Genomic DNA, 12,931 nt, shown 5'->3' with positions numbered 1-12,931 from the left:
ACTCGAGGCCTTGCTGTTGACCGCCCTGCGATCACCGACGCCGGCCGCGATTATCGCAGCCGTTGGAGTGCCGACCGGTGTATTGCGTGGCGCAACTCGTCCCGATCGTCGAAGGCAAACGTGGTGGCGCCGAATGTTTGTACCGGGTCGTGCCCTCGACCGGCGACGACTACGACATCACCGGGCTGTGCGAGCGTGGTGGCCAGGGCGATCGCATCGGCGCGGCCGGGTTGGAGGATGACTTCGGCGTGGTGGGCGGCGCGGGCCCCGGCGGCGACAGCGTGCCGGAGGGCGGCGGCACTTTCGGAGAAGGGGCTTTCGTCGGTGACGATCACGGTATCCGCGAAATCGCCCGCCGTCCTCCCCAGCGGTCCGCGTTTGCCCGGGTCGCGTTCTCCGGTGGCGCCGATGACGGCGATGACCTTGCCTGCGGTCAACGACCGAAGGTAGGGGAATTGCCGCTGCTGACCGGCGGTGTTGTGCATGTAATCCACGAAGGCGAGGAAGGGCTGGCCGGCGTCGATCCGCTGCATACGGCCGGGAACGCAGTCCAGGTCTTCCATACCGGCGATGGTCGCGTCGAGATCGATCCCCAGCAGGTCGAGCGCGGCGATGGCGCCGAGCGCGTTGTCGGCCTGGTGTGCTCCCAGCAGCTTCAACTCGACCGTGGCGCTACGACCGCCGCCGTGGACAACGAACGAGGTGCCGTGCTCGTCGGCTCGGATGCGGTCGGCGTAGAAGTCCGCGGCCGTGGACTGCGTCGAGACGGTGCGGTAAGGGATGTCCAGTGCGGCGGCGAGCCGTTTTCCGTGGTCGTCGTCGATATCGACGACCGCGGTATCGCAGCGCTCGGGCTCGAACAGTGTGGCCTTCGCCGAGAAGTAGTCGTCGAGGTCGCTGTGGAAATCGAGGTGGTCTGCGGCCAGATTGGTGAAGATGCCGATACGGAAGCGGGTGCCCTCCACCCGGTGCAGTGCCAGGGCATGACTGGACACTTCCATCGCGACGGCACGGGCGCCGTGGGTACGAAACGCGGCCAGTGTCCGTTGCAGTTCACCGGCTTCCGGGGTCGTCCGTACGGTCGGGTACGCGCCCTGTGGTCCGCGGGCGGTGATGCCGGTGATCAGCCCGTTCTCGACGCGCGCCCCGCTCAGGCCGGCGCTGAGCAGATAACTTGTGCTGGTTTTGCCGTTTGTTCCGGTGACGCCGATGACGTCGAGGTGTTGTGACGGTTCGCCGTAGACCCAGGAGGCGAGCGGACCGAGGGCGCGCCGCGGATCGGCGACCACGAAGGTCGGTAATCCCGCGCAGGGCCGGTCGCTGATCGCCGCGATTGCGCCGCGTGCGGCGGCCTCGCCGGCGAAATCGGCACCGTGATGGTTCGCGCCGGGGAGCGCCGCGTACATCTCGCCGGCGGAAACCAGGCGCGAATCCTGGGAGAGTCCGGTGATCGATGTTGCGCCGTCGCAGGCCGCCGCGCAGGTCCAGGGCACACCCAGCCGCGTCGCCAGATCGTTCAGTGCGCGCTTCTGTTGCAGGCGCGGGCGATCGACACTCTCGGACGGCGAGGTCATGGTCACAGTGAACCACCCCACGGCCGGATATCCGGGCAACCGTGATCTTTCTCCGGGCGAACGTCGCCGGAGGGCCCGGAGGCTCGGGTCACCTCCGTCGTCCGTCGGGGCCGATGACGATACGGCCGTCGGGTGCGCGGACGGTGTAGTGGATCGTCTGGGTGGCGATCTTGCCGTCGACGATCAGGAAACTGTCGGCGCCGTCCTCGACGGCGGCCGCCCCGGCGTCGGCGGACCATTCGAGATAGGCCATGGTGCCCTCCACCAGGCGGAGACGATAGTGCCATCGCCCCTCCGGTAGTTCCGCCGCCAGGGCATCCGCGAGACTGCGGACGCCGTCATGACCGTGGTAGACCCCGCGGCCGGTGAGGATGACGCAGTCGTGGGCGTAGTTGCGTTCGAGATCGGTGTCGACGTCCCGGACCTGTGCCAGGCGCAGGTGGTCGTCGAAGACTTCGCCGGTTGTGCGGGCGGAGAGCCGGTCGGGCCCGGTTTCCCCGGTTTCGGCGGGGTCGTCGGCGCCCTCGGCCTGGTCGGGCTGCGGACGAAGACGCTGTGGCTGCAGCATTTCCGGGTCCGCGTCGGGGTCGTAGTCGTCCTGGTCGTCGGCCACGCTCACGCTCGCACCTCCTCGTCGTGTCGACGCATGCGGTACCCGGACCGTGGGCTCCGAAACACCGGCACCGGTCATGGCCGGCCCGCGGACCTGGGCCACGCGCGCCAGGACCGCGACGAGCACAACCAGTCCGGTGACTATGCCTTGCGATGTCCGGGCGTCAGACCGCAGCGGTGCTCACGGTGAGTGCTGTCCCGGTCGCTTGCCGCACCTGTTCGACGCTCACTCCGGGTGCGGTTTCGCGCAGGACCACTTGACCACCGGCGATATCGAGGACGGCGAGATCGGTGATCACCCGGTGGACGACGGCTTGTCCGGTCAGCGGCAGGGTGCAGGTGTCGACGATTTTCGGCGAGCCGTCGCGAGTGGTGTGTTCCATCAGCACGATCACCCGGCGGGCGCCGTGGACCAGGTCCATCGCGCCACCCATGCCTTTGACCATCGCGCCGGGCACCATCCAGTTGGCCAGGTCACCGGTTCGTGAGACCTGCATACCGCCGAGGATCGCGGTATCGATATGGCCGCCGCGGATCATGCCGAACGACAGTGCGGAGTCGAAGAATGCGGCCCCCGGTTCGACGGTGACGGTTTCCTTGCCGGCATTGATGAGGTCGGCGTCGACCGCGTCCTCGGTGGGGTAGGGGCCGGTGCCGAGGATCCCGTTCTCGCTGTGCAGGACGACCTGCACGTCGTCGGGCAGATGGTTGGGGATCAGAGTGGGCAGGCCGATGCCGAGGTTGACGTATTCGCCGGCCGTGAGTTCACGGGCCGCGCGGGCGGCCATTTCGGTGCGCGTCCAGCTCATCGGGTGGCCTCCTGCCGTACGGTGCGCTTCTCGATTCGTTTGTTCTGGGGCCCGGTGTGCACGACCCGCTGGACGAACACGCCCGGTAGGTGGACGTGGCCGGGGTCCAGTTCGCCGGGGGCGACGAGTCGCTCGACCTGGGCGATGGTCACCCGCCCGGCCATCGCGGCCAGTGGGTTGAAATTCCGGGCCGTTTTCTCGAACACCAGGTTGCCGTCGGTATCGCCGGCGACGGCGTGCACGAGGGCATAATCGGCGACGATGCTCTCCTCGAGCACATAGCGGCGGCCCCCGAACACGCGCACCTCCTTGGGCGGCGAGGCGACCGCCACCGACCCGTCCGGTGCGTACCGCCACGGCAACCCGCCCTCGCTGATCGGAGTTCCGACCCCGGCCGGTGTATAGAAGGCGGGGATGCCCGCGCCGCCGGCCCGCAGTCGTTCGGCGAGAGTGCCCTGGGGCAGGAGTTCGACTTCGAGTTCGCCGCCGAGATACTGCCGGGCGAATTCCTTGTTCTCCCCGACGTAGGAGGCGGTCACCCGGGCGATACGGCCCGCGGACAACAGGATTCCCAGCCCGTAGTCGTCGACTCCGCAGTTGTTGGAGAACACCGCGAGATCGCCTGCCTCGCCCGCGGCGATGGCGGCGATCAGGGCGTCCGGGACGCCGCACAGCCCGAACCCGCCGACCGCCAGGGTCGCCCCCGAACCGATATCGGCGACGGCAGCGGCGGCGGTCTCCACCACTTTCGATTCCATTCCCAGCTTGCCTTTCGTCGATTACGTTCACTCAGCAAACGCTGCTCCCGCGGTGTTTCCACCACAGCATTCGCCCATATCGACTGGCAAGCACTCGGGGCGAGCGAAGTAGGAATTGCTCGTCGAGTGGACACCACACTGTGCACCGTCCATTCAGTGAACGTATGGTCGAGGTATGAGCGCTGAGCCCAATCCGTCGGTGGTCGGACGCGCGGTGTCGCTGCTGCGCGCGGTCGCCGCAGAAGGCGAACAGGGCGTGACGACCAGCGAGCTGGCGCGCCGGGCCGGTTTGGCGCGGCCCACAGCGCATCGACTGCTCGTTGCCCTCGCCGACGAAGGTTTCCTGGATCGTGACGCCGGGTCGGGCCGGTGGCTGCTCGGTCCGGAACTGTTCCTCATGGGCTCCCTCGCGGCCGAGCGCTACGACATCACGCACGCGGCCCGGCCCGTGCTGCGGGAACTGGCCCGCGAGACGGGGGAGAGCGCATTCCTGTCCGCCCGTCGCGGTGACGAGACGGTATGCCTCACCAGCGAGGAAGGTAGTTTCCCGCTCCGCTCCCATGTGCTGTATCCCGGGATCCGTTTTCCGCTCGGCGTCGCGTCGGCGGGTTTGGTGATCCTCGCGCACCTGCCCGACCGCGATATCGAGGACTATCTCGCCCATATCGATCTGAGCGGGGACTGGGGTGCGGCACACGCGCGCGGTGAGCTCACCCGGCGAGTGGCGGCCACCAGGGAATCGGGATGGTGCGTGAACCCGGGCCTGCTCGTCGAGGGCAGCTGGGGTATGGCGGCGGCGGTGTTCGACCGGCGCGACGAACCCCAGTGGGCGCTCAGCCTCACCGGTGTCGAGAGCCGATTCCGTGCCGACCGTCGCCCCGAGCTGGGTCGTCTGCTACTGCGCCACGCCCACAACCTGTCTCGGGAGCTACGCCGCCGCCCCGCGGGACGCATTCGGTGAATCTCGACGGTCGTCGGCCCGCTCGGGTCGCCGACCGCTCGCCGGGTTCCGCCCGGCTGCCGGCCCGGGTGCGACAGTTGTGGTGTCGAAACGGTTGCAACGCAACGGTGGGGTTCGGGCGCGTCCAGTAGGCGCATTCGGACCTACAGCCACCGCGACAGTACGGACGGTACGTCGTAAGGGAAGCGTCGCTCATCGAGTCGCAGCGATACCGGCTGTCAATGTAAGGTAAGCCTAAGCAACGGCTCCCGTGCCGATATCTGAGAGGCGTATCGTGACACCCCCTACCGCGTCCACCACCTATCGCGACGGCTACGTTCCCTTTCCCGCCGAACAGGCCGCCGAATACCGCAGCGCCGGCTATTGGCAGGGTCGCTCGCTCGGTGAGCTGCTGCGTGAGACCGCGAAAAGGTCTCCGCAGCGGACTGCGTTACTCGGTGGCGCGGCGTGCAGTTATGCGACGCTGGACGCGGAAGCCGATCGGATGGCACACGGATTCCGTGCGCTCGGGATGGCCCCCGGGGACCGGGTCGTGGTGCAACTGCCGAATGTGGTCGAGTTCGTGCCGGTGTTGTTCGGGCTGTTGCGGGCCGGAATAATCCCGGTGCTCACTTTGCCCGCGCATCGGCGCAGCGAGATCGAGCATCTGGCGCGGCTTTCCGAAGCAGTGGGCTATATCGTCGCCGACCGGCTGGGTGACTTCGACTACCGCGAGCTGGCCGCCGAGGTCCGGGCGGCAGTGCCGTCGCTGCGGCACGTACTCGTGCTCGGTGACCCCGGTCCGTTCGCCGCCCTCGATTCCGTCCCGCGCGACGGTGATTCGCTGCCCGTGGTCGATCCGGGCGATATCGCGCTCATGCTGGTTTCCGGCGGCACCACCGGGCTGCCGAAGCTGATCGCCCGCACCCATGACGACTATGTCTACAACGCGACCGCAAGCGCCCGGCTGTGCGAACTGACCGAGGACGATGTGTACCTGGCGGCCCTTCCCGCGGCACACAACTTCCCGCTCGCCTGCCCCGGAATCCTCGGCACCGTCGCCGTGGGCGGCGCGGTCGCCTTCGTCACCGAGCCCAGTCCGGAGAACGCGTTCGCCGTGATCGAACGGCATCGGGTGACCGTGACCGCGGTCGTACCGCCGCTGGCCCAACTGTGGTGTGCAGCAGTGGAATGGGAGGAGGCGGACCTGTCGTCGCTGCGGTTGCTCCAGGTCGGCGGCGCCCGGCTGGCCGAGGTGAACGCTCGCGAGGTCGAGCCTGCGCTGCGGGCCCGGTTGCAGCAGGTGTTCGGGATGGCCGAGGGCCTGCTCAACTTCACCCGTCTCGACGATCCGGACGAGCTGGTGCACGCCACGCAGGGCCGGCCGCTGTCCCCGGCCGACGAAATCCGCGTGGTCGACGGTGACGGCAACGATGTCGCTCCCGGGGACGAGGGGGAGCTGCTCACCAAGGGCCCCTACACGATTCGCGGCTACTATCGGGCCCCCGAGCACAACGCCCGCGCCTTCACTCCCGACGGTTACTATCGCAGCGGCGATCTGGTGCGCCTCCTGCCCAGCGGTCATCTCGTTGTTTCGGGTCGCATCAAAGACGTCATCAACCGCGGCGGTGAGAACGTTTCCTGCGATGAACTCGAGGAGCATCTGCTCGCGCATCCGGCGGTCCGCCACGCCGCTGCCGTCGGGCTGCCCGACGCCGCGCTCGGCGAGAAGGTCTGTGCCGTCCTGGTCGTCGACGGTGAGATGCCGACGCTGCCCGCGATCAAGACATTCCTGACCGCTCGCGGTGTGGCCACGTACAAGCTGCCCGATGTGCTGCGGCGCGCGGAGGTCCTGCCCACGACCGCGGTGGGCAAGATCGATAAGAAAGCCCTGCGCAACGCGGGCTGACGGACGGGTCTCCGGCCGGCGCAAACCGTTCGAGCGCGGGGTCCCGCGGCGAGCGCGGGTGGGCGCCGGTCGCCCGGCGTTGTCCCGTTATGCCGCGACGACGTAGGGCGCGATACTTTCCAGTTTCTCGCAGGTTTCCTCGAATTCGCGCTCGGGGGTGGATTGTTCGATGATCCCGGCACCAGCCCGTAGCCATGCGCCGTGGATGGTTTGGTAGACCGCCCGCAGTACCAGCGTGGCCTCCAGTGAGCCGGTGGAGGAGACCTTCAGCACCGCACCGGAATACAATCCGCGCGGATCGCGGTCGAGCCGGAAGATGGCGTCGACGCCTTCACGTTTGGGGATTCCCGCGGCGGTGACAGCCGGGAACAGCGCTTCCAGGGCGTCCCAGCTGGTGCGGTCGGCGGGGAGCAGGCCGCGCACGGTGGAGGTGAGGTGCTGGACACTACCGCGTTCCCGCACCGTCATGAACTCGCTGATGGCCGGTGTGCCGGGGGCGGCGATACCGGTGACCTCGGTGAACGAGGTGTTCACCGACATCGCATGCTCGGCGATCTCCTTGGGATCGCCGAGCAGATCCGCCCGCGCGGCGAGATCGGCCGCGTGGCTGCGGCCGAATCGTCGGGTGCCGGCCATCGGCTTGGTGGTGATCACGCGGCCGTCGTCGACGGAAACGACCAATTCCGGACTGAATCCCGCTGCCGCCAACCCGCCCAGCCGCAGCAGGAAGGAGCGAGCGGGGGTGTTGTGTGCCCGGCCGAGCCGGTAGGTGGCCGGTACGTCGACCATGAAGGGCAACTCGACCTTTCGCGACAGGATGACCTTTCGGTACCGGCCGTCCCGGATTTCCGCGGACGCCTCGGCAACTCGTTCGCGGTAGCCGGTCCGGTCGCTGCGGATATCCGTCGGATGCGGGATCGGCGTCGCACTGTCCTGCGCGGCCACGACGAGATCGTGGATGGCCCGGGTCTCCTCGGGGGTCGCACCACAGACCTGGATCCCCGATGTCGCGATCCGTACCTCGATACGCGGGATCATCAGATGCGCGAGTGTCGTCGGCGCTGCCACATGGGCAGTGGCCTCCAGCGCCCATGCGCAGAATTCGAAACCGATCCATCCGTACACATTCCGGCCCTCGAGGGGCAGCGCGCGCAGGGCCTGGTCGAGGGCGTGTGCGGGCCTGCCTGTCCACCGGCGTGAACGACTGTGCCCGTCCCATTCGACCCGCAGTTCCTCGACGCCCAGCTCGACAGTGCCGATCGGATCGGCCGCGAACACCCACTCTCCGGGGCGTTCGTAGACCACGTACTCGCCGAACAGGTCGGCCCCCGCCAGCCCCGCTACCGCTGCCACCGGATCGGTCACATACTCCGCCTGTGAACGTTCATCCGTGATCGACAACGGTCCTCCAAGATCATGCGTACCAGCGAAGAATTAGGCTAGCATAGCCTTACCTTGGTGGGGCGGGTTCGTGGTGTGGCGCGAAAGGGCTGGTCATGCCGCCCTGTGAGACGGCTGTAGTGGGTGGTGAACCTGTCTGCGGGAGTACCGGCCTTCGATTCGTGGATGTGGCGCGGCCGGTTTCCCGGCTCTGGTTTTCGAACCCTTGGTATGTGTAGGCTAACCAAAGTTGCCGGGCGTGTCCCGAAATGGGAGACGGGATGGCGGCGCAGGAGGCGGTGCGCCCGACTCGTGCGCCGTGTTGTTCGGCAGGTGACCTGACGGTCATCGAGTCTGGTATCGGAGGGCACATACCGCAATGGCGCGCAGAGGATTTCAAGGTGTGGTACTGAACGCCTTCGGCGTTCAGTACCACACCGCCACCGTCACGAGTACAGAGCAACCGACACCGCGTATGCGCCGGGTCTGGTTGAGCGCGCCGACCCTGCTGGCGGATATCGATATCGAACCCACGGCATGGCTGCGGATGTGGTTCCCGGACAACAAGGGAACGGACGCCGAGTTCCAGCGCGGATACACGATCGCGGAGGTCGATCCGGATACCGCCGGCCGGTTCGCGGTGGATTTCGTACTGCACGAGCCCGCGGGACCGGCCTCGGCGTGGGCCTTGAACGTCACCGGCGGTGAGACGATCGAGGTGACCTCGTTCGGGTCCCGGGGTTTCTCCGTATCGGAGGATCTGCCGGCCGGGTATCTGCTCATCGGTGATTCGGCATCCATTCCGGCGATAAATACGATCCTGGCCGCGTTACCGCATCAGGTGGCCGTCGAGGTGTACCTCGAACAGCATCACGAGGACGATCTGCTGATCCCGCTGGTGCAGCACCCGTTGGCGCGGGTGCACTGGGTGCCGCGGACCTCGGAGGAAGCCCTTGCCGCGGCCCTGGAAGTGCGGGACTGGTCGAACTGGTACGCCTGGATGGGGCCGGAATCGAAGGCCCTGAAGCATCTTCGGGCGCGGGTGAAGGAATTCGGCTTCCCCAAGACGGATGTGTACGCCCAGGCGTACTGGGTGCACGGCCGGGCGATGGGCAAGGAGCGCGGTGGCGAGGAACGCGCCGCGGCGGCCCCCGGCCTGCCCCCGGGCGGTGCCGCGGAGAGCGGGGGTGTCGCCGCTGTTTCGGCCGATGGTGTGTCGAAGGCGCCTGGTGGTCCGGCGCCGAAGGCCGTCGAAATCGAATCCGGGTCCGGCGCGGTCGTCGCGGCAGTGCCGAATGCCGCGGACGGCGCGCCGCGCGCCGACGGGGACGGCGCAGGGCAGGACACCGGGAGCAGTTCGGCGCCGGCGGCGCGATCCATCCGGGCCGGTAGCTGGCGTTCCCAAGCGGGCAGCCGCCTGTTCGCCGGCGTCAAACCGAAGCTCTATGCGGCGGGCATCCTCCAATTCTTCGTCACGCTGATCCAGTTGGCGCCCTACGTGCTGTTGGTGGAACTGGCGCGGGAGCTTCTCGCGGGCAGCGCAACCGACACACTGTGGCGTATCGGCCTGTGGGCGCTGGGATTGTCCGGGTTGGGCCTACTGGTGGAATCGGCGTTGCAACTGTGGTTGCACTCGGTCGACGCGCGGTTCAGTCGTGATCTGCGGGGCCGGTTGCTGGGCAAACTGGCGAAACTGCCGCTGGGCTGGTTCACCGCGCGCAGTTCGGGGCAGGTGGACAAACTGATCAACGGCGACACACTGTCGCTGCATTATCTGATCACGCATGCGGTGGTGGACGCGGTGGCCGCGGTGGTGGCGCCGCTGGCGGTGCTGGTCTACCTGTTCTTCGTGGACTGGCGCATGGGCCTGGTGCTGCTGATCCCCATCCTCGCCTACATATTCACGATGATGACGATGATGGCGACATCGGGCCCCAAGACGATGCAGGCGCAGCGCTGGGGCGAGCGGATGAAACGCGAGGCGACCTCCTATATGGACGGTCAGCCGGTGATCCGGGTATTCGGCGGTTCGGCCGCGTCGCCGTTCCGGCGCAGCCTGGATCAATACATCGGCTTCCTGGACGGATGGCAGCGGCCGTTCGTCGGCAAGAAGTCGGCGATGGACCTCATCACCCGGCCGGTCACTTTCCTGTGGCTGATCTTGGTGGCCGGCACTGCGCTGATCGCGGCGGATAGCCTGGCGCCGGTGGATCTGCTGCCGTTCCTGTTCCTCGGCACCACCTTCGGCTCGCGCCTGCTCGGCATCGGCTACGGGATGATGGGGTTGCGCGAGGGCCGGGAAGCGGCGCAGAAGATCCAGGTCGTATTGGACACCGACGAGCTCGAGGTGCGCTCGGGGCAACCGGCTCCGGCGGCCGAGCCGGGCCGAGTGGTGTTCGACGAGGTGACCTTCGGCTATCGGCCCGGCGCGCCGGTGATCGAGAACATCTCGCTCACCCTGGAACCCGGTACCGTCACCGCGCTGGTCGGTTCCTCGGGCGCCGGAAAGTCGACAGTGGCCGCACTGCTGGCCCGTTTCCACGATGTCGGTTCCGGTGCGATCCGGGTGGGCGGCCGAGATATCACGACACTGCCGCCGGACGAGCTGTACGCGCAGGTCGGGTTCGTCTTCCAGGATGCCCAGCTGATCCGCGGTACGGTCCGGGAGAATATCGCCCTGGCGGTGCCCGATGCCTCCGATGACGCGATCGAGCGGGCCGCGCGGGACGCCCGGATCCACGACCGGATTCTGCGGTTGCCACAGGGGTACGACACCATGCTGGGCGCCGACAGCACCATGTCCGGAGGGGAACGGCAGCGGCTCACCATCGCCCGGGCGCTGCTGGCCGACACCCCCGTACTCGTGCTCGACGAGGCCACGGCGTATGCCGACCCGGAATCGGAGTATCTGGTGCAGCAGGCGCTCAACCGGCTGACCATCGGGCGGACGGTCCTGGTGATCGCGCATCGGCTGCGCACGATCACCGAGGCCGACCGGATCGTGGTCCTGGAGGCCGGCCGGATCGCCGAATCCGGAACGCACAGCGAACTACTCGCCGCCGGCGGCCGCTATCGGCAGTTGTGGAACGCCGGCGCCGATACGAAGGAGACCGCCCGATGATCCGCACCATGCTGAGTCTGCTGCCGGTCGAGCAGCGCAGCCGGACCACCGGATATTTCGGTCTCCTGATCATTTCGGTGATCCTGCGGGCGATCGCCGTGGTGCTGGTGGTGCCATTGGTCACGGAACTGTTCGGAGACAACCCGGCCGGTGCGTGGCGGTGGGTGGGGGCGTTGACGGTCGCCGTCGTCGCCGGCTGGGTCGTGGACACGATCACCTCGCGGATCGGTTTCGACCTGGGATTCCACCTTCTCGACAATGCCCAGCGCTCGGTATCGGCTCAGGTGGCGCGAATTCCGCTGCGCTGGTTCACCGAGGACAACTCGGCGGTCACCCGGCGCGCGATCGCCACCACCGGCCCGGATCTGGTGGGCCTCGTAGGTTACCTGGTGACGCCACTGTTCCAGGCGGTTGCGCTACCGGTGGCGATCGCGGTCGCGTTGGTGCCGATCGCCTGGCAGCTGGGTCTGGTCGCGCTGCTGGCGCTGCCGTTGATGCTGGGTGCGCTGTGGCTGACCGGCCTGCTCACCCGGCAAGCCACCACAGTGTCCAAGGAAGCCAACAGTGTGCTCACCGAGCGCATTCTGGAGTTCGCTCGAACCCAGGCCGCGCTGCGGGCGGCGCGACGCGCGGAGCCGGCCCGCAACGAGACCGGTGCGGCACTGGCCGCCCAGCACGGTGCGACGACTCGGTTGCTGCTGCTGAACATTCCGGGGCAGGTGCTGTTCGGTCTGGCGAGCCAGCTCGTGCTCCTGCTGATGGCGGGAACCGTCGCATGGCTGGCAGTCGCCGGCGCCATCGGGATTCCCGAGGCCGTTGCGCTGATCGTCGTGGTGGTGCGGTTTCTGGAGCCGTTCGCGGCGTTCGGCGATCTCGCGACGGCGCTGGAAACCAGTCGTGGTGCGTTGCAGGATATCCGCACCGTCGTCGAGGCGCCCGAACCGGAGCGGAACAGCACGGCGGCGCGCGATGCCGACGAGCCGGCTCCGGTTGCGTTGCGCCAGGTGTGTTTCGCCTATGGCGACGAACCGGTGCTGGACGGTTTCGATGTCGAGTTCGAGGCCGGCAAGGTGACGGCGGTGGTCGGACCGTCGGGATCCGGTAAGAGCACGCTGCTCGCACTGGTATCGGGTCTGGAAGCGCCGGGGTCCGGCAGTGTCACCGTTGCCGGTGTGGACCGCGGTGCTCTCGATGCCGCGCATCGTCCGGCCGTGGTCAGCATGGTGTTCCAGCAGCCGTATCTCTTTGCCGGCACCATCCGGGAGAACGTCGCGGCAGGTGCGCCGGAGGCCGATCCGGAACAGTTCGCCCAGGCATTGCGCCTGGCCCGGGTCGACGAGCTCGCGGCGCGGCTGCCGGACGGGCTGGACACCCTGGTCGGGGAGGCAGGGACCGCCTTGTCGGGCGGTGAGCGCCAGCGCGTGTCGATTGCGCGAGCGCTGCTGAAACCGTCGTCGGTGTTGCTCGTGGACGAGGGCACCAGTGCGCTCGACGCGGAGAACGAGGCCGCGGTGGTGGCTGCCATCACGGGTGACCCGCAGCAGCGGACGCGGGTGGTGGTGACGCATCGCCTCGCCACCATCGCGGGAGCGGATCGGGTGCTGTTTCTGGACGAGGGCCGGATCGTCGAGGACGGCACGGTCGACGAGTTGCGTGCCGCGAATGGTCGTTTCGCCGAATTCTGGGCGCAGCAGCACGCGGCTGCCGGATGGCGGATCGGTGCCGACTCCGCGGCGGTGGGCCTGCTCTGACGGCCACGGCCGGTCGTCGGGCGGCGCATCCGTGGCAGGCGGGTGCCCCGGTTCCGTTCCGGCCGAGGGGAAAGTGG

At 68.0% G+C, this 12,931-nt stretch carries 9 protein-coding genes; 4 read left to right on the top strand and 5 right to left on the bottom strand.

The features are described from left to right. Nucleotides 1-50: 50 nt before the first annotated feature. The 4 genes from IU448_RS04340 to IU448_RS04325 form a co-directional block, all read right to left on the bottom strand. Nucleotides 51-1,574, bottom strand: a complete 1,524-nt coding sequence (locus tag IU448_RS04340; protein ID WP_195054162.1) for a UDP-N-acetylmuramoyl-L-alanyl-D-glutamate--2,6-diaminopimelate ligase — start codon at nucleotides 1,572-1,574, stop codon at nucleotides 51-53. Between the two features lie 88 nt (nucleotides 1,575-1,662). Continuing rightward, complete coding sequence (locus IU448_RS04335; RefSeq protein ID WP_228812020.1) at nucleotides 1,663-2,193, bottom strand: nuclear transport factor 2 family protein; 531 nt, start codon at nucleotides 2,191-2,193, stop codon at nucleotides 1,663-1,665. A gap of 157 nt (nucleotides 2,194-2,350) precedes the next feature. Beyond that, nucleotides 2,351-2,995, bottom strand: coding sequence for a 3-oxoacid CoA-transferase subunit B (locus tag IU448_RS04330; protein WP_195054161.1), 645 nt, complete (start codon nucleotides 2,993-2,995; stop codon nucleotides 2,351-2,353). After that, entirely contained in the window at nucleotides 2,992-3,753 is a 762-nt protein-coding gene (locus IU448_RS04325; RefSeq protein ID WP_195054160.1) for a CoA transferase subunit A, read from the bottom strand. Before IU448_RS04325 ends, IU448_RS04330 begins: the two co-directional genes overlap by 4 nt. Before the next feature lie 175 nt (nucleotides 3,754-3,928). On the opposite strand from IU448_RS04325, the gene IU448_RS04320 reads away from it, so the two are divergent. Both IU448_RS04320 and IU448_RS04315 read left to right on the top strand, forming a co-directional pair. Beyond that, on the top strand, nucleotides 3,929-4,714 hold the full coding sequence (locus IU448_RS04320; protein ID WP_195054159.1) for an IclR family transcriptional regulator: 786 nt from the start codon (nucleotides 3,929-3,931) through the stop codon (nucleotides 4,712-4,714). Nucleotides 4,715-4,988: 274 nt separating this feature from the next. Then, complete coding sequence (locus IU448_RS04315; RefSeq protein WP_416382954.1) at nucleotides 4,989-6,602, top strand: (2,3-dihydroxybenzoyl)adenylate synthase; 1,614 nt, start codon at nucleotides 4,989-4,991, stop codon at nucleotides 6,600-6,602. An 87-nt stretch (nucleotides 6,603-6,689) separates the two neighbouring features. Here the strand turns inward: IU448_RS04315 and IU448_RS04310 are convergent, their stop codons facing one another. Further along, complete coding sequence (locus IU448_RS04310) at nucleotides 6,690-8,003, bottom strand: salicylate synthase (RefSeq protein ID WP_195054158.1); 1,314 nt, start codon at nucleotides 8,001-8,003, stop codon at nucleotides 6,690-6,692. A 358-nt stretch (nucleotides 8,004-8,361) separates the two neighbouring features. Between IU448_RS04310 and IU448_RS04305 the strand changes: the two genes are divergently transcribed. Together IU448_RS04305 and IU448_RS04300 are read left to right on the top strand one after the other, a co-directional pair. After that, on the top strand, nucleotides 8,362-11,103 hold the full coding sequence (locus IU448_RS04305; protein WP_195054157.1) for an ABC transporter ATP-binding protein/permease: 2,742 nt from the start codon (nucleotides 8,362-8,364) through the stop codon (nucleotides 11,101-11,103). Then, nucleotides 11,100-12,854: an ABC transporter ATP-binding protein gene (locus IU448_RS04300; RefSeq protein ID WP_195054156.1), complete on the top strand. Its 1,755-nt coding sequence runs from the start codon at nucleotides 11,100-11,102 to the stop codon at nucleotides 12,852-12,854. Before IU448_RS04305 ends, IU448_RS04300 begins: the two co-directional genes overlap by 4 nt. Nucleotides 12,855-12,931: the final 77 nt, after the last annotated feature.

The sequence above is a fragment of the Nocardia flavorosea genome, assembly GCF_015477805.1.
Lineage (GTDB): Bacteria > Actinomycetota > Actinomycetes > Mycobacteriales > Mycobacteriaceae > Nocardia > Nocardia flavorosea_A.
Note: the sequence above shows the minus strand (reverse complement) of the source record. Positions and strands in the feature narration are given on the sequence as shown.